This window comes from Bacteroides sp. OM05-10AA (genome assembly GCF_003439055.1).
GTDB classification, from domain to species: Bacteria; Bacteroidota; Bacteroidia; order Bacteroidales; family Bacteroidaceae; genus Bacteroides; species Bacteroides intestinigallinarum.
The window spans coordinates 111595-130967 of record NZ_QSUR01000020.1 but is presented as its reverse complement, the minus strand read 5'-3'; the positions used below and the strand labels follow the sequence as shown (position 1 = coordinate 130967).

12 protein-coding genes are annotated in these 19373 nt (G+C 43.5%); 2 read left to right on the top strand and 10 right to left on the bottom strand.

The genetic code is table 11. The features are described from left to right. Positions 1 to 167 precede the first annotated feature (167 nt). Positions 168 to 1859, top strand: coding sequence for an energy-dependent translational throttle protein EttA (ettA, locus tag DXB58_RS16410; RefSeq protein WP_004300352.1), 1692 nt, complete (start codon positions 168 to 170; stop codon positions 1857 to 1859). Positions 1860 to 2075: 216 nt separating this feature from the next. Then, positions 2076 to 5456: a TonB-dependent receptor domain-containing protein gene (locus DXB58_RS16405; RefSeq protein WP_122137557.1), complete on the top strand. Its 3381-nt coding sequence runs from the start codon at positions 2076 to 2078 to the stop codon at positions 5454 to 5456. Positions 5457 to 5588: 132 nt separating this feature from the next. Here the strand turns inward: DXB58_RS16405 and DXB58_RS16400 are convergent, their stop codons facing one another. The 10 genes from DXB58_RS16400 to DXB58_RS16355 all read right to left on the bottom strand — a co-directional run bounded on the left by DXB58_RS16400 (position 5589) and on the right by DXB58_RS16355 (position 18989). After that, positions 5589 to 6689 carry an endonuclease/exonuclease/phosphatase family protein gene (locus DXB58_RS16400; protein ID WP_122137556.1) on the bottom strand — a complete coding sequence of 367 codons (1101 nt, stop codon included), beginning with the start codon at positions 6687 to 6689 and terminating at the stop codon, positions 5589 to 5591. Positions 6690 to 6766: 77 nt separating this feature from the next. After that, a complete protein-coding gene (locus DXB58_RS16395) occupies positions 6767 to 9388 on the bottom strand; it encodes an ATP-binding protein (RefSeq protein ID WP_122137555.1) in 2622 nt (873 codons plus the stop codon). 70 nt (positions 9389 to 9458) lie between these two features. Next, positions 9459 to 10673 carry a glycosyltransferase family 2 protein gene (locus DXB58_RS16390; protein WP_122137554.1) on the bottom strand — a complete coding sequence of 405 codons (1215 nt, stop codon included), beginning with the start codon at positions 10671 to 10673 and terminating at the stop codon, positions 9459 to 9461. A gap of 65 nt (positions 10674 to 10738) precedes the next feature. Further along, positions 10739 to 12238, bottom strand: coding sequence for a hypothetical protein (locus DXB58_RS16385; protein ID WP_122137553.1), 1500 nt, complete (start codon positions 12236 to 12238; stop codon positions 10739 to 10741). 13 nt (positions 12239 to 12251) lie between these two features. Continuing rightward, complete coding sequence (locus DXB58_RS16380) at positions 12252 to 13106, bottom strand: glycosyltransferase family A protein (protein WP_122137552.1); 855 nt, start codon at positions 13104 to 13106, stop codon at positions 12252 to 12254. Between the two features lie 14 nt (positions 13107 to 13120). Next, entirely contained in the window at positions 13121 to 14278 is a 1158-nt protein-coding gene (locus DXB58_RS16375) for a glycosyltransferase family 4 protein (protein ID WP_122137551.1), read from the bottom strand. A 39-nt stretch (positions 14279 to 14317) separates the two neighbouring features. Further along, positions 14318 to 15445 carry a glycosyltransferase family 1 protein gene (locus DXB58_RS16370; protein ID WP_122137550.1) on the bottom strand — a complete coding sequence of 376 codons (1128 nt, stop codon included), beginning with the start codon at positions 15443 to 15445 and terminating at the stop codon, positions 14318 to 14320. A 67-nt stretch (positions 15446 to 15512) separates the two neighbouring features. Beyond that, on the bottom strand, positions 15513 to 16424 hold the full coding sequence (locus DXB58_RS16365; protein ID WP_122137549.1) for an SP_1767 family glycosyltransferase: 912 nt from the start codon (positions 16422 to 16424) through the stop codon (positions 15513 to 15515). Between the two features lie 2 nt (positions 16425 to 16426). Beyond that, on the bottom strand, positions 16427 to 17881 hold the full coding sequence (locus DXB58_RS16360) for a lipopolysaccharide biosynthesis protein (protein WP_122137548.1): 1455 nt from the start codon (positions 17879 to 17881) through the stop codon (positions 16427 to 16429). Then, on the bottom strand, positions 17874 to 18989 hold the full coding sequence (locus tag DXB58_RS16355; protein ID WP_122137563.1) for a glycosyltransferase family 1 protein: 1116 nt from the start codon (positions 18987 to 18989) through the stop codon (positions 17874 to 17876). The genes DXB58_RS16360 and DXB58_RS16355 overlap by 8 nt, the downstream gene beginning before the upstream one ends. Positions 18990 to 19373 lie beyond the last annotated feature (384 nt).

The following is a 19373-nucleotide window of genomic DNA, read 5'->3' as shown; positions in this document are numbered from 1 at the left end:
ACCCCAACATTAAAAGTGTTGTGCTCTACCTGCTGAGCTAGCGAATCGGTCCTTCAGTGCTTTCTTTCGAATGCGGGTGCAAAGGTAGAACATTTTTTTATAACTCCAAAAGAATTCAAACATTTTTCTTATCTTTGTGCCATTATCAACAATATATAATCATACATATGGCTGCTGACGATAAAAAAATTATCTTCTCGATGGTGGGAGTGAGCAAGGCTTTCACCCCCAATAAGAATGTGCTGAAAGACATTTACCTGTCGTTTTTCTATGGAGCGAAAATCGGTATTATCGGTTTGAACGGTTCCGGTAAATCAACGTTATTGAAGATCATCGCCGGTTTGGAGAAATCCTATCAGGGAGAAGTGGTGTTCTCTCCGGGATATTCCGTGGGTTACTTGGCACAGGAACCTTATTTAGACAACACAAAGACAGTAAAAGAAGTAGTAATGGAAGGCGTGCAACCCATTGTTGACGCACTGACAGAATACGAAGAAATCAATCAGAAGTTCGGTTTACCGGAGTACTACGAGGATCAGGATAAGATGGATGCTCTTTTTGCCCGTCAGGGCGAACTGCAAGATATCATTGATGCGACTGATGCATGGAATCTGGATAGCAAACTGGAGCGTGCGATGGATGCTCTCCGTTGTCCGCCTGAAGATCAGCCGGTAGAAAACCTGTCCGGAGGTGAACGTCGTCGGGTAGCTTTATGTCGTTTGTTGTTGCAGAAACCGGATGTGCTCTTGCTGGACGAACCTACCAACCACTTGGATGCAGAATCTATCGACTGGTTGGAACAACATCTTCAGCAATATGAAGGTACGGTTATTGCCGTGACGCACGACCGTTACTTCCTCGATCATGTAGCCGGATGGATTCTCGAACTAGACCGTGGTGAAGGTATTCCCTGGAAAGGTAACTACTCTTCCTGGCTGGAACAGAAGACAAAACGCATGGAAATGGAAGAAAAGACCGTCAGCAAACGTCGCAAAACACTGGAACGTGAGTTGGAATGGGTGCGCATGGCTCCGAAAGCCCGTCAGGCAAAGGGTAAGGCACGTCTTAACTCTTATGACAAGTTGCTGAATGAAGACGTGAAAGAGAAAGAAGAAAAACTTGAAATCTTCATTCCGAATGGTCCGCGTCTGGGTAATAAAGTCATTGAAGCGAAACAGGTGGCCAAAGCATACGGCGATAAACTATTGTTTGACGATTTGAACTTTATGCTTCCTCCAAATGGTATTGTTGGTGTGATCGGTCCCAATGGTGCGGGAAAGACGACACTGTTCCGTCTGATTATGGGATTGGAGACAGTAGATAAAGGAGAATTTGAAGTAGGAGAGACTGTAAAGGTGGCGTATGTAGACCAGCAACACAGAGATATTGATCCGAATAAGAGTGTTTACCAAGTAATTTCCGGTGGCAATGAGTTGATCCGCATGGGAGGACGTGACATCAATGCACGTGCATACCTTTCCCGTTTCAATTTCTCCGGAGGCGATCAGGAAAAACTTTGTGGTGTACTGTCCGGTGGTGAAAGAAACCGTTTACACTTGGCGATGGCTTTGAAAGAAGAAGGCAATGTACTGTTGCTCGATGAGCCTACCAATGATATTGACGTAAACACACTGCGTGCTTTGGAAGAAGGTCTGGAAGATTTTGCCGGCTGTGCCGTAGTTATCTCGCATGACCGTTGGTTCCTCGACCGTATCTGTACACACATTCTGGCTTTTGAAGGAGACTCCAATGTATTCTACTTCGAAGGGTCTTATTCAGAATACGAAGAAAACAAAATGAAACGTTTGGGAAATGAAGAGCCGAAGCGTGTTCGTTATAGAAAGTTAATGACTGACTAGTATAAAGTAATAGATTGAAGCATTTCTAATGCTTTCTGTTTCAAAATAAAAGGCTCTGCAAATATTGTAGAGCCTTTATCATTTTATAAGGTAGTGAAACGTTTATCTCTCTTTAAAAAATGTAGTATAATCGTAATGTAGTTCTAAATATTATTAATTATATTTGTGCACAGTTTTTAAAAGCAAACAATTTATATTAACTAATCAACTACATTTATGTTAAAGAGAATGCGATCTTTCTTAGTGCTAGTAATGTTGTTTATTGCTGTCACGATGAGCGCGCAGGTTACAACAGCCACGATGAGTGGTAAAGTGACCGCACAAGATGAACCAATCATTGGAGCAACAGTCGTTGCGGTTCACGAACCATCAGGCACTCGTTATGGTACAGTGACTAACGTCAGTGGTCAATTTAATCTGCAGGGTATGCGTACCGGCGGCCCTTACAAAGTAGAAATTTCTTATGTTGGTTATCAAACAGCAATTTACAAGGGAATTAACCTTTCATTGGGAGAGAATTATGTTTTAAATGTTTCTTTAAAAGAAAGCTCTGAATTGTTAGATGAAATCGTGGTGACGGCTTCAAAAAACAGCAATATGAAGAGTGACCGTGCAGGCGCTATTACTAATATTGGAGAAGAGCAGATGGCTATGATCCCTACTGTTGGACGTAGTATGAATGATATTATGCGTTTAACTCCGCAAGGAGCTAACACAGGTAATGGTTTTGCCGTAGGTGGTGGTAATTACCGTCAGTCTTCTGTAACTGTCGACGGTGCTGCTTTCAGTAATTCATTTGGTATCGGTTCTAACTTGCCGGGCGGAGGTTCACCTATTTCTTTGGATGCATTGGAACAAATAGCAGTATCTGTAACTCCGTTTGATGTTCGCCAAAGTGGATTCATTGGTGGGGCAATCAATGCTGTAACTAAAAGTGGTACCAATGATTTCTATGCAACAGCTTATACTTATTTAAATAATGAGAATTTGAATGGTGATAAGGTAGGTGATTTAGAGTTAATACGTGAGAAATCTCAAAAATACCTCTATGGCGCTAGTTTTGGAGGTGCAATCATAAAAAATAAGTTGTTTTTCTTTGTAAACGGTGAATATGAAGATAATGTAACAGCTGGTCCTAAGAGCAGAGCTCGTTTAAGCGACAGTGATGATTGGGGATCTAATACAGCCAATGTGAATCGTCCTACAGTAGGAAAGATGGATGAGATTCGCAACTATTTTATAGACAAGTATGACTATGATCCGGGACGTTATCAGGGATACTCTATCAAGACTCCGGCCTACAAGATCATGGCACGTTTGGACTGGAATATTAATGATAATAATAAACTCAATTTCCGTTTTACACGTGCCCATTCAAAAGATAATAGTGGCCCAACTTCTTCTGTTTCTCCTTTCTATGCAACAGATATTTATGATGGTGGAACAGCAGCTTCCAAAGGATCTGGGAATGTGAATCATAATGCTGCTATGTATTTTGAAAATTCTCGTTACTTCAAGGAATATAACTTTACATCGTATGCTTCAGAATGGAACTCAAAATGGTTAGATGGTAGTTTGAATAATGTGACACGTGTCACTTACTCCTTCCAAGATGAGCCAAGAAGCTATGAGGGAGCAGCAGATTTTCCATCAATTGATATTTTGGAAGACGGTGCTGTTTATGCACGTATTGGACCAGATATCTTTTCTCCGGGCAACTTAGCTCAAGCCAGAACATTTGTTCTCACAGATGAAATGTCTTATACGGCAGGTATTCATAATTTATTGGCTGGTTTCCAGTTTGAGTATAACAAGGCTACAAATGGTTTCCAACAAGCTGGTAATGGATATTATGTGTATAAATCATGGGATAGCTTCGTAAACAATGAATATCCTAAGGCTTTTGCTATCACACACTCTAATGCGGCAGATTATAGCCAATTTAAGGCTGAAATGAAAACTTTGCAATATTCATTGTATTTACAAGATCAGATGAATATTAGTGAGAACTTTAAGTTGACTGCTGGTATTCGTTTTGAGATGCCTAAATATCCTTCTCTGAAGAATAACTATAATGAAGATTTTGCAAGATGTGAGTTTGGCGGAGTAAGCTACTCTACAGATCAAGTTCCTTCTGCAAAGATATCTGTGTCTCCACGTGTAGGATTCAATTGGGATATTACCGGTGAGCGTAAATATGTTCTTCGTGGAGGTACTGGGCTTTATGTAGGCCGTTTACCATTTGTATGGTTAGTATCTGCGGTTGGAAACTCTAATGTCGGTCAGAATCAGTACTATTATACAAATGTGGCTAATGCTGCTTTGAAACCTTATTTTCAACCATCAGTATCAGGAGTTCTGAATGAATTGTATCCGAATGGCAGGGGGACTGCTGAAATTAAGTCTCCTAAGGATCCTACGATTATTGATAAAGATTTGAAAATGCCGTCTACATGGAAGACTTCATTAGCTTTTGATGCAAAACTTCCCGGAGATATTGATTTTTCGATAGAAGGCATATTTAATAAAGATATCAATCCTGCCGTTATTTCTAATAAAGCTATTAAGCCTTCAGAAGCTACGATCACTTTTAATCCGAATGATACACGTGACTCATATAGCAAATACTCTGATGCTTCATGGACAAATGCAAAAGACCAGAATGTATTCTATATAGAGAATGGTGGTCACAAGGCCCATTATTATTCTATTACTACTCAATTAGCTAAATCTTTTGATTTTGGCTTGTATTTGTCTGCAGCATATACATATTCGAAAGCTAAGGCGTACAGTGATGGTATTGGTGATCAGGTAACTTCTGCATATAGAACAAATACTTATTCTGTAGGCGGTATTAATGAACATGAAACAGGTTATGGTACCTATGTTTCTCCTCACCGTATTGTAGCTTCAGCTGGTTATCGTTTGGAATATGCTAAAAGATTTGCTTCCTCATTATCATTCATTTATGAAGGAATGAATATGGGATATGCTGGTGGTTATGGTTATGCTCGTTATTCCTATACATTTGCTGGCAACATTGTTGGCGATGGTGGAGCTAATAACTTGTTATATATTCCTGCTTCAAGAGAAGAGCTGAATAATTGGACATTTGCGGAAAAAACATATAATAGTGTAAATAAAACATATGATGACTATAAATTAGACGGGCAAATTTATAGTGCGGATCAACAAAAAGATGACTTTTGGGCATATATCAACCAAGATAGCTATTTGAAGAAGCACAAAGGTGAATATGTAGATCGCGGTGGAGTGGTTATGCCTTGGCATCATCAATTGGATTTGAAATTTATGCAAGATTTCTATCTTAAAGTTGGTGGTAAACGTCATACTCTTCAATTTGGTGTTGATATTAAGAACTTCTTGAATTTGTTAAATTCAGATTGGGGATTGTATAAGACCGTAAATAATACCAATCTCTTGGCTTACGATAAGGGAAATAGTACTACTGGAGAAGGCAAGGGATATACATTCCAAAAGAATAGTGGCAAAAGGTTGACGGAAACTTATACAGAGTATAAAGATTTTAGATCTACTTACTCTGTTCAGTTTAGTCTTCGTTATATATTCCATTAATTCGATAAAATCTCAAAATAATGAAAGGCTGTCTCGTTTGTTCGGGACAGCCTTTTTTATTATCAGTAAGATTTTGATTTAAACGGAATATCTTTAAGGATATGATTATTTGCTTATCATCCTCTTACTCTTTTATAACTTCACCCTCATCACCACCGGATTATGATCGCTATAAGTAAGATCCGGAGAGAAGTAATCCGTACTATTCAGTTCCGGTGAATGGAGAATATAGTCGATTCTTAACAGATGCTTGAAAAACTTGAAAGTATACATATACCCATGACCACTCGTCTGAAAACCATCCTGCAACTTATCACCTTTTACAGTGTGATAAACATACGAAGACGGCAGAGAGTTAAAGTCACCGCAGATGATAGTAGGATAGGGGGAGGCAGCTATCAGTTGCTTTAGAGTATTAGCTTGTGCGGCACGTTTCCGGAAATTCTCATGCAATCCGTCAATCAATCCCACAGCGGCACGTTCCACCCTTTGAGAATCATCCGTGCGGAGTCCCTTTTCCAGTTTGCGCTTGTTCTGGCTCACTTCCGTTGTTTGGAGATGATTGTTGAACAGACGGATAGTACGGCCATTAATCTCAATATCACACCAGAGACTGCAATTTTTCGAATCAGGATAGACGATAAGATTCTCCTCCTTGATGGGGTAACGGCTGAAAACAGCCAGTTGCAACAAATGTTTTCCCTCGGGAGAAATAGGAATAAAATGATACGGCCAATCAGAAAGAACCGCAGCTATACTGTCTACACCAAACTCATCATTAATGCCAAACTCCTGAAAACAGAGAATATCTGCTTGTAGATTTCTCATGTAAGAAGCTATCTCTTTGCATGAATAACCGGTATCCTCATGATTAAAGGCATCAACGTTGTAAGTAGCAACAGTTAGAATACCAGGAGTATACGCGTTCATTTTGACCATTGGAGCCGAAGCCGGACTGAAAAAAGGAGAACGAATCACACAACTAATATAGCTCCAGTTACTAAATATAGCAATCAGAGGGATGAAAACCCAACACCGCCAACGGATCGTCCAGTAGATGACAGAAGCAAGATTAGCCAACAAAAGTATCGGTAAAATCAAACCGATGAAAGGCATAAATTTGAAACTATCCGGTGTGGCATTACCTACGAAGGCGCCCGCAATGGTAACTCCTGCCAAAATACTGGTCAGCACGATGGATATGTAATAAAACAGTCTGTAAAAGGCTTTCATCTAATCTAAATTATTGGGTGATTATATCACTATTAAAGCGTTTACTATATAATATGTACTCTATAATATGTATTCTTTTACGAAGGCGACAGCCATTTATGAATCATGGCTCTTAGCTTATCATCCGCTATCGGTTTAGCTATAAAATCGTTGCATCCGGCTTCCTTCGCCGCTTTCCGGTCCTGCTCATAAGCAAAGGCACTTTGAGCAATGATAGGAACAGTGGCAGACAGCTCCCGAATGATCTTCGTAGCCTCCAATCCATCCAGATTCGGCATTTTAATATCCATCAGGATAAGATCGGGTTTCACCTCATCGAACATCGTGACAACCTCCATTCCGTCATGTGCACGTATAATCCGGTGCTCCTTACCTAAGATAGCCTCCAATAAATCAAAGTTACTGTCCGTATCTTCGGCAACCAAAATACAGGCATGTCGTGTATTTACAGCACTTTTCATTTCCCCGCTCGTCTCATCACCATTCTTTTTCTCCGAATCTACACTCACAGATTCTGCAACCGTATACGGCAAAGTAAATGTAAACGTCGTTCCCTTGCCAAACTCGGAGCTGACGGAAATCCTGCCACCGAGACGCTCAACGATAGATTGACAGATAGATAATCCCAACCCGGTGCCCTGTGCATGATTGTTCAGCTTGGCAAAGCGTTCGAACACACGACCCACTTTCTCCGGCTCAATTCCCGTTCCGGTATCCGTTACGTGGAAAACAATCTGGTTGTCCACCAGCTTGTAACCATAACTGATACTTCCTTCTTTCGTAAACTTGACAGCATTCCCAATCAGATTTGAAATCACCTGGAACACCCGGTTCTTGTCCGTTTCAATCATCAGAGTCTCGTCCGAAGGTTCATAAACAAGACTTACTCCCTGCGGAGTGCGGAATATATGAGCATCGTGCACTTCCCGGCAGAGATTATGTAGGCTGGCAGGTCCGAAAGAAAATTCAATAGTCCCCGATTCAATCTTCGAGAGATCGAGAATCTCGTTGATGAGTTGCAAAAGACGCTCGTTGTTCGCGTTTACGATGTTGTAATACGTCTTTCGTTCTTCCGCATCATCACTTTCGGCAATGAGATGTGAGAATCCCACAATAGCATTCAGCGGAGTACGTATCTCATGACTCATATTGGCAAGGAAAGCCGATTTTAAATTATCAGACATTTCCGCTTTCTCCTTCGAAGACAGTAGCTCCCGCTTCATCATTTCCAGTTCCGTGACATCCCATTCGATGCTGACGATGATAGGCGAAGACAATTCATCCCCATCCACCCGGATCTTCCGTTTGTCAAGGATAATCAGGTTTCCGTTCCGGTCCTTTCCTTCCACCGTCCAGTGCAGACCTTTTCCGCTGGTGGCCACTTGAATATCCTCCTGTCTCTTCTTCTCGGCCACGATAGGCGGATAGAAATCGAAGTCATTCTTACCGACAGGATCGTTCTTGTAAAGATCGCGGTTATAAGCCTCCCGGTTCCGGTAAATGTACCGGAAATCATTATTGATTTCCTTCACTACAATTCCCGCGGGGAGATTATTGATCGTCGTATCCATGATTTGATTCAGCCGTTTGATTTGGGCCTCATACCGAATCCGTTCGGAAATATCATGGGCAAACGACCAGTAACTTTCTTCACCGGAATCATTGGTGACGTTGTACATCGTACATTCGTAAGCCAATATATCTTTATTGATTTTCGACGGATGGTGAGCCACAAAGTTACTGCTAATACCATGTCTGGCATTTTTACAGCGTTCGTCCCAAGCCTCTTGCGTGGGCATATCTGCGGCAACATTATAGATTTTCAGCTGGCTGATATCCTCACTTTCGGAGATACCGTGATTGTGCAGGAAACGGCGGTTGGCGAAGATGATCGTACCATCGGGTCTGGCGGCAAAGATACTCTCTTTGGCGTTGTTGATAGCGTGCGTCAACGTGTTGATGTCGTTTCTGCGATGCTGTATGTCCGTGATATTCTGAATATACCCCTCGATATTGAAACTACCGTCGGAGCGCTCTTCACGCAAATAAGTCTGGATACGCATATAGAAGATTTCCCCGTTCAGGCGGACGCGATAGCTGATGCTCTCCATGTTGAGCTCCCTTTCGTTCCCCCGACACCATTCCCTGAAACTCTGACGGTCTTCTTCTACAATCAGTTCCACATATTTTTCAATGGCGAGATTCTGCACACTTTCCTCACACAAAACGCCTGTATAACCCAAATAATGGAAAACGTTCTGGTTCGTATTGTATGCCCATTGTCCTATCTGGGCAACCTTCTGGATGGCCCTTAGAGTAAGATTCGCCTGCTCCAGCCGACGCTTCACGTTACTTCTCTGCGTGATGTCACGATATTGGCAAAGCACCATGCCGTCATACGGAAACATGAGGCATTTGAAGTAGAAGATTTCGTCATTCAGCACCAGCTTGAAGTTCTTGCTGATGCTACGCTGTTCTTCGAGTACAATCTGAAAGATGGGCATCACCCTCTCTCTTGTATATTCCGGTAAAAGCTCAAATATATTTTTTCCTAAAAGTATATCCTCTTGCAGAAACCATAGATCACAATGAGGCTCAATGTCTACGCAGACGCCATGTCTGTCAACCAATAGCATTGTATCTGCTGTCAGTTTCAATATTCTTTGTGCGTTATTCGCATCATGTAATATTCTGTCCATGTTTGTTTTTTATTAGATATTAAAGACTTATATCTCCTATAAGGATAACAAAAGATTCCGGCATTTGTTCTTACTTTTCGGCGCGCTTCGCCTTTTCCCAGGCTCCGCTTCCTTTTTTCTTCTTGAGATAGCGGATGCCTTTCAGCACATTGACATTCATAAATAAAAAGTAGTAGGGGATAAAGAGCAACTTGTTTTTTATCTGTTTCGTAGATAGGTAATATCCCCAATATCCCAACCCGTAAAAAAGAACCTGCATGGCAAGCAGCACTCCGTAAAATATGGTAGAACCACCCAACAGCAGAATCGCAATATTCAGCGGGAAGAGCGCAAACAACAGGAACGGAGTAATAGACCATCGCAATACCCGGTGCGACGTATATTGAAAGCTAAGTATCCCGTAACGGAAAGGATTCAGCAACGGACGAAGCCGCCAGATGGACTGCAATCCTCCCGCAGCGATGCGCACTTTCCGCTTTTCTTCTTCGCGCATATCTGCCGAACCGCTTTCGATGGCATAAGCATTCGTACAATAAGCGATGGTGTAACCTTTCATTGTGATCCGGAGTGAAAGAATAAAATCGTCGAGCAACGTATCCGGTTCCATCGCTTCGAATAGCTCGTTACGCACGGCAAACAGTTCGCCTGCTGCTCCTACGGCCGAGTAGAGCCGTGCATCAAGTGCTTTCAGGGTTGATTCGTATTTCCAGTAAATACCTTCACCACCGGCAGCCGCCCCGTCTTTGGTCTGCACAGCAATTCGTTTTTCACCAGCCACGCAGCCCACTTTCGGATCCTGGAAAGCAAGCACGATTTCCCGTATGGCCTCCCGGTTCACCATCGTGTTGGCATCCGTAAAAACAACGAGCGGAGTATCCACCAACGTCATTCCACGTGTCATTGCAGCCGTCTTACCTTGCCGGAGCGGTTGGAAATGTACGGTCGCTTTCCCCTGCCAACGCGTCTGCAATCGTTCGTTCGTACCGTCATCGCTTCCGTCCGTCACCCATACGATGTGCAGCTTGTCCGCGGGATAATCCAGCTCAAGACTGTTTTCCATCTTCTCGTCCACTACATCTTCTTCGTTGAAAGCCGTAATGAAAAGGGTAACTTCCGGCAGGTCTGCGTCCGATGCCGGCAACGAACGCTTCACAGGCTTCACGAAAAGCTCTTTCAACTTGACAAGAATATAAAGCACAATTCCATAGCCCAAATAGGTGTAGAACACAACGAACAGGGCAAACCAGAAAATAATTTCAAGACAAAGGGTAATGGTTTCGTTCATAGCTATATTTGTTTATTTTTCTTGCATCGTTTTACATTCAGCTCTTATTAGCCTCTTATTTCATTTTATTCAGCTCGTTTCTTCAACTCCGTCTTTTTATCTGAATCTTTCAGCATATTCACAAAGTAGTTGGCATCCGCTTTGGCAGAAGCATCTGCCGGATTCGCTTCATAGCGTTTCACGAAATTCTCGGCGTGTTCCGCCAGGTATTTCCGGCAGTCGATATTTAGCATAAAAATATCTTTATGGTCACCATAAGAGAGTCCTGTAACGTCTTCATTTGATTCTATGCTTTCAATGTCCTCCATTTTAAGTCCCAGGATATTTACAGTCACAGAAGGATAATAGAAAGGAGCGGAATCCTCCCCATTCAGATTTAGCGTCAGTTTCCACGTGTGCGTATCTGTTTGTTGGATTTCCGGTTTGCTGTGTAGGCGATAATAATAATACTCATAATATTCCTCTTGGTTGGTAAACCACATTGAGTCGTCACCATCCCGTCCGTATGTATCGTTGAGCCATTTCAGGAAGTCCACCCAGCCGGTATCTGTATTATGAGCGCCTATAGAGATAGCTGCCCGATCTTCTTTCGGAAGCTCCAGTTCCTTGAGAATAGCCGCCTTAATCATATCCGGATTTGTTAGCCCGCTACCCTGGGGTGGGTCATAGAAAGCTCTTTCGATCACTACTTGTTCAAGATCTCTTTTCTCTTGAAATGGATAGAGTTTTATTGCTCCGCTTTGTGCACACAGGGTTCTGATTTTATCATATCTCAAAGCAGCTTTGATATAATTTTTGTCTCCATTAGGCTCTGCCAGCATTTTACAAGTTCGATTATTCAGTTTCTCACGTATCATGCTTTGAGCAACAGGAAATTGTGCCAGTAACTTATCTTCTGTTTTTTCTTCGTCAGGTAGATTCAGGTCATGGAAAGCAATGCTTACTCCGTAGTTCATCATTTCCTGCAAGTTACCCCATACTAACATTGTCTTTTTATAAAAGCGAAAATAATCTCTTGTATATCCATTTTGTACCCATGTTTTTGTGTTCATTAAATCATCATCGGCAGCCACGGTAGTTCCAAAAGAGAAGCGTACTTCCTGTCCGGTACCATTGGTGGTAGCTAATGTTTTTCCCAATGAATAATAATCAGGAGGCAAATCACCGTTTTGCAGATGAGCCAAATCGCAGTAGTAAATATAAGATAAAGGTTTGCCATGGATAGCAGCCCATGTATACGAAAAGGCTGAATGCATACAGTCGTCCTGTGTCATAAGAAACAGCCAATCTTTGTTATATTTCAATGTTGGTATTTCCGTATACAGATATCCTACCTGTCTGTCTGTCTTCAGGTGAATAGTTATTTCTATTTCTTTATCAGCAGTTTCAGCATCGAAAGGATATATGAATTCTGTTGCGCAGATGACATCCCGCCTCTTTCCATTATCCTGATCTTCATCCCCGTCTTTATCTCCTTGATATAGGTTCAATTTTCGGATACATCCCGACATAACCAGACTAAGAATTAAAAATAAAACGATACTGATATTGAGATTCTTGTACATAGGCTTTCCTTTCTTACTTCTTTTTTACGAGATTACTCTCCTCATCCTTATATTCCTTCTTCTTGGTAAAAAGTCCTCCGATTCCTTTCAATCTGCTGACGACACGTACCTTGAAACTATTGAACAGAGTTCCGTCGGCTCCCACCGTCCCATATCCCGTCACGGCACGCGCACGTCTTTTCCGTACAAATGCAATCTTTCCAAATTGCTTGAGCTGCAAAGCCAGATACCCGTCTTCGCCGCGGATAATGTCCGTGCGAATTCCCGTTTTCCTCGCATATTCCGTCCGGTAAGCAAATACCAGTCCGCGCACACTAAGCTCTGGACGCTTGAAAGACTGCAACCATAAATGCAAGTCGCGTGCAGCCTCATAGATTTTCAGCCCTATCCAAGAATGATCCTTGTCAGGAATATAACTCCAAAGCGAGCTGACAGCCACTACACCCGGCTTTTCGAGCGCATCCACCATTGTTTCCACATACTTTGCCGGATACATCGTGTCAGAATCAATGTTGATATGATATTTTCCACGGGCATGGTTCAGTCCGCAGAGACGGGCAAAACCACAACTATGTTGCGTTTCCGTGAAATAAGGCACACCGCAAGCCTCGTAAATCTCCGCTGTGCGATCTTTCGATTCGTTGTCCACACCAATGATTTCTACAGGATATTTACATTGCATCTCGCTCAACGACCAGAGACAGGCGAGCAGATGTTTTTCCTCATTGTATCCGATGAGCGATACAGTGACAAGCGGTTCGTTACTCTGCAATCCGGCCAGATTGTGGCGTACTTCCTCGATAACGGCTTGCGGAGCTTCCGCAAAAGGTTTCTCATATACCTGTAAATACTTAGAATACCATTCCATAGATATTGAATACTTTATTTGTTTTCATTAACCGGGATAATCAGACTTTCAAATAGTTGTTTCCATTGTTCGGCAATATTTTCTATCCGGAAACGTTGGACGTCCATACGCGCCTGCTGTCCCATTTTCTTGCGTATATCTTCATTCTCTATTAAATAAGAGATTTTCTCCGCCAACTGTTCGATATTCCCGTCTTCTACCAGCAAACCGTCTTTTCCGTCGCTGATAATATCCCGCGGGCCGCAGGGACAGGTGAATGATACGGGCGGCACGCCACATGCCATTGCTTCTATAATAACCATTCCAAAACCTTCGAAACGTGATGAAAGGGCAAAAATTGAACTTTCACAGTACTTATCGACAATATTGGAAACAGTAGGTTCCAGTATGCAACTGGCAGTAATTCCTAAAGAGTTAATCTGTTGTTGCAGTTGCTCGCGCATACCGTCTCCGTAGATACGCAGTATCCAGTCGGGATGCTTTCTGGCAACAAGTTGCCAAGCCGGGATCAGGCGGTCGAATCCTTTCTGTGGAACATATCGTCCTACTGCTATAACCTGCTTATGACTATCGTCAGACATTTGGTCGGGAAAAAAAGGAAGAGGGTTATGGATCACTTCAACATTATCCAATTCTGTCCATTCCTGGGCATCCTCATGGCTCAATACGATAAAACGTTTTAACTGGCGAAGTTGTCGATATAATTGAGCTCTCCAATAATTGCTTACGATTGTCCGTAAGAATGCGGGCAGGCGACTATTGCTGAAATCTCGGTAGTTAGATTTGTTAAAGTGTATTTCACCCAACTTCACGCTACCGTCCGTCATCCGATTAATGAAATTGATGTCACGGCGGAGCAGGGAGATAGTAATGTCCGGACGAATCTGGTGCAGACATTCGTTGAGTTTCCTTTTAAACCGTCCTTGTTTTGCAATATATTTAGGTAGTTTTTTATAGAATGACATTCCGTTCAATTCATCATAATCAATGTCGAGCTGATGAAGAGTGATGGACGGATGCAGTTCGTAGTACGGTTTCTTGCTCTTCCCGTCTGTGAGGATGATATGTATTTCATAACCAAACACTTCGGCGAAGTAATTTGCTTTCAGTGTCAATACCCGTTCCATGCCGCTAGGGTAGTAGAGGGCGGGGATGCAGTAGGCTATTTTCATGTTTATCAGAATATTGTTTGTTATTAATTGTGTTTTTGTTTATTTATCTTTAGTCTTTATGGCGTCGATCACTTTCTGCATCTGCGCCCTCCACGATAGCGGGCAGACCGATTCGCGTATCTCGGCAGGCGTCATTTTCAGCGTCTTCCGGAAGTCGATCAGTCCCTGAATATCCACCGGAGATTCGTCGGGTGCCACCTTCCATACATACGGCATGTGGTCGAAGTCGTCGTCGGTTTCCGAGTAAGTGAATGCGAAGCCACGTGCGGCATACTCTCGGTTTTTCAACGTTTTGATATACGTAATTCCGCTGCGGTGGCGTCCCAGGCTACCAATGGCAAAATCTGCTTTTTCGAACATCGCATCCAGTTCGTCGCCATGCAAAGGACCATGTAGAAGAACATACGGTTCGAGATGGTTGTCACGGACAACAGGCAAGATCCCCGCCCGTTCCCGTTCGCCGGACAGCGGGCCTACAATATGGAAATATACTTTATATTCCGGATTGTTGCGGTAATAATCTGCCAATCCGCGCACAAGGCGGTCGAAGCCGTGCCAGTAGTGCACTTCCGCCACTCCGATCAAGTGCAACTCTTTCGAAGTGTCATTCTGCTGCTGCTTCATCGGAATCGCTTCAAAATCAATTCCGTTGGAGATGCGTATGGTGTTTCCGCCAAATATTTCTTCCGCATTGGAGAAAGTGACAATACCGTCCAGAGCCTTTGCGAGCTTGTGACGGAAACAGCGGTCGATGGCCAGATGAAATTTCATGGAACGGGTGACGTACTCCTGATCGTAAGGATAAGTAGGAATTTCCATCACCACTTTTGCGCCTGTACGTTTCAACGACTTCACCAGCCGGAGGGTGAACGGACTGGCATTGTGAAAAGAGCGCATATATACAAAGTCGATTCCTTCGCGGCGTGCATAGTCGACAATAGGAGAGTAGTAGACACGTTTCCAAATCTTTGCGGCAAAGCCCGTGCCGAAATCGGCGATCACTTCATCATCCACCATCCAACGCCGTTCGCCATAAGAGGTCACATCATAATGACACAAGCGAACATCCACTCCACAATCTTTGAGGGCTTTCACCTGATAACGTATCTTCTTACTAATTCCGTTGGCCTCATTGAAGCCGTGAAATATAAGGAAAAGAGCTTTCATTCTTTTTTTTCAGTATTCAATAATTGTTTATTCTGTTTTTTCTTTCTCAAACTGTTTTTTTTCTTCCTCAAACGATTTGGGCGATGATTTGTTTCCGGTATTCTTCTCCGGCATCCGCCACTTCGCTGCCAATGGCAGTTTCGTTGACATATTTTCGTTCCAGTTTCACTTTTTTATGGGCTCCCATCCGCCACCATTCATACTCTACGTCCACATGACCAACGTCGATGGCCTGATAGCCGGCTTTAAACAAATCGTAGGCCAACACAGTGGCTGCGGGGCCGAGGGCAATCAGAAACAAGGCTTCTTTTTCCACTTTGCAGGCCTCCCGCTTGATGTCTTCCAGGCGTTCGAATGCATCTCTGGGCGGACAGAGAATACGCCGGATGCTCCGGGCATTATCGAAAAGATCGTTGCCCACTCCGAGCCGGCTTTTCTCCCCTTCGATGAAGACGATGTCCCGGTTGTCCCAAATGCCCTTCATGTCGTGAAACCATCGGGCGGAATCTTCTTTGCGGGCAAAATCCATATACGGACGGGTGACGAATGTATTATAATATTTTCGTCCCGCTACCAGCAAACGGTCCCACCACGAACCGTACAGATAAAAATGAGTTCTCCAGAACCGGCGACTTTTGCGATTGTAGCGATACAAATCGCGGAATGCGTCGGAGATGCAGACAATATGTCCTTCTTCGTGACTTTGCAGCACTTCGGTCAGTCTTTTAGCCAATAACGGATCACCTTTCTGGAAACGGATTTCCTTTTCCGGACTGGTGAGCAACACTTCACCGTCGCCAAAACGGCTGACAGAGCAACGGTCGTCGATGATTTTACGTATCGTTTCGTCGATGGAAGCTACTTGCGGTGTGATTTTTCTCTTTTTCCGCAAGACGATGTACCAAAAATTGTACCATTCCACAGTGCTACCATATCTTATTTTATAACGTAGCGTTATAAAAATGTCGCGTATATTCATAGCTATAGACTTTTTTTTCTGAACGACCGCACTTTACCGATAATGTCATACTCATGCGTCATCTGTATATAAATGCCAAAGATAATAAAACTAACGATACCTTTAGCAATAATTGTCACAAAAATGTTCATCCCTTCCAGCGCATACTGCATTGGAATGAGGGCTAATGCTATCAAAATGCTAATCACCAACGGAGAAATAAGCTGACGGATGAACGGCCAGGCACTTTGCCGGAAGGTCACCCGGTACATCTGCCAATAACACTGTATGAAGTTGATGGTGAATGTCACCACAATGCAACTGGCCACTGCTGTCAGGGTTCCAAAATGGAAGATGCCGAGCAAAATTCCCGCCACGTTGAACGCGGACGAAAACACTCCGCACACAAACAAACTTCGTGTATCGCCTGCCGCTTGAAAGATGGAGCCGGACGAAGAGAGTATAATCTGAATCCCTACGGAGAGCGACAGTATCCGGAACACGGGTACGGACGGCATCCATTGATCGCCGAAAATAATAAGCGTCACTTCCTCTGCCGTGAAGAAAAGCAGCACGCTAAGCGGCAGACCGATAAAGGCGAGGAAACGGACGATACGTTCGTAAGAACTCAACAGTTTTCCCTTGTCATTCTGGAAATCGCTGAAAATAGGGTGCATCACCGGAGTGATTACCTGCGTGATATTCTGCAAGGGCAGCATCATCAAACGATACGACTTTTCGTAATATCCCAGATCGGACATACTCATATATTTACCAATCAGCAGTTTGTCCAGATTGCGGCTGAAATAGTTGATAACATTGAACAGGAATTGATAGGCGGAATAGGAAAATATCTTCCGGAGTACCGTCAGTCCGAGTGTGAAACGCAACCGTTGCGGATAACGCTGAAAGGAAATCACGAAGATCAGTACGCTGGATACGATTGGATTGATAATCAATGCGTACAATCCTGCTCCGCAGAGGGCGGCGGTTACCGCGGCTGCACCTGCCGAAATCTGGATGACGAAGCTACGGATGGCAATGAATTTAAATTCTTTGTTCCGGTAGAACATGGCTCCCGGCACGATGGTGGCGGAGGCGAAGAACAGGTTGACGGACAGCAGTTGGCACAGGATGCGCAGGGTGTCGCTTTGGTAGTAATCGGCGATGATCCACGAAGAAGCGAAAAACAGGATGCTGATTCCGATGCCCGTCCATATAGTAAATGAGAAGATGTCCGACAAATCATCTTTAGTCAGCGATTTGTGCTGCACGATGGCGGGAGACACTCCCATGTCGGTGAGAAGATTGAAGAAGGCGATGATTACGGTGGCAACAGCTACGATACCGAAGTCGTCCGGTGATAGCAGACGGGCCAGAATTCCTGCCACAACAAGGGATATGACGACGCCACTGTATTTGGCCAGCGCTGTGTAAAATACCCCCGAAAATAATTGACTCTTAATGTTATTAGCCATTGATTGCTTGTTTATATGTTTGCGCGTATGCTTGTCCCACTTTGCGGATGCTCATGTTTTCCATACCGTATGCGTAATTCACTTCCCCTTGTCCCCATGCGGCAAGCCGGCGGGCTTCTTCGAGTGCTCGCAGGATGTCTTTCTTGTCGTCGGGATCGAAAGTCGGGTTACCGGTTTCGGAAAGCAGTTCGCCGATGTTTCCCACCTTGGGACCCACCACAACTTTGTGGTAGAGGAAGGCGAGGGGGACATTGCCCGAATTCAGTATATCTTTCCGCTGGATGAATATCACGTCTGAAGCAGCCATATAGTAGGGCAGGTCGCAGTTGTCTATCAGCTCGTCGTTGGCTCCCGCTTGTAGTTTATACATACGGTTGAGCAGCGGCATGAGCAGATAGTATCCGGCTTTTGAAATCCATTGTTTGATGAAATTCCTGCCATAGCTGTTGCGTCTCGAGAAAGGGTAGAGGCGCGGAGCCAGCAGCATCTTGTGCTCCTCGTCCCAGGCGCGGAAAGCTCCGAGCACCATGCGTATTTCTTCACGGTTGCGGAATTTTCCGAAAGCCGTGACGATGAATGCATCTTGCGAGAGGTTGAGATACTGACGTGCACGCTCTACGCTGATATCTTCTTTGTAGGTATATTGGTAAATGTGATGAGGAATGACAACATTCTGACTGTCAGGATACTTCGTGAGAAATTCGTCCCGGCTAAACCGTCCCATGTGTACAACGATATCACTCTGCGATTCGATAATGTCATAGGCCCGGCTGATGATTCCGTTTGCGTAATGCGGACGGACATTGTGGCGTGTGTAGACAAAACGCGTTCCCCCGGAACGAAAAAAACTGATTCGCTCTTCCAGACGCCTGATGATATCAGGATCGTTGCATGTCCATCCCACCACTTCTTCCGGCCACTGGAAATGTATGATGTCATAATGCTTATCCGAGTTCCAAAACTCTTTTGTGGAACATCGCACGTCAATGCCAGCCATCCTGATCGCATCGCACAAAATGGGTACGAACAAGTTGTCCGTATCCCCGTTTTCTCTAAAGACAATGAGTGCTTTTACCGATGGATTGCTTGTGTCTTCACTCTCATTCATGTTTTTTCCTTTGGTTTTGACAGCTACGCTGTGCTGCAAAGGTAATAAAAGATATGATATTTCTATCTTTTTCAGGATTTAAATTCATACTTTGTCGCTATTCTGTTGATGAGAAAATATATCAGTCCGTCTTATCATGTCAATAAGTTTTTCCGTGTAAGGGATTTTATGCTCTTCCATGTGAAGTCGGAAAAAGTTACATGCACATATATAGTTACTTAGGCTGATGTGGCTTGTACTGTTTTTATACCTGTAAAAAGTGGCTTCGTTAATGCCGAGATGAATGCACAGATCCTCGATTGTGAGATGACATATATTAAGGAATTCATTGATTAAAATTATTCGATATTTATACTGTTCTTCTACAAACTTAATTTCCTCGAT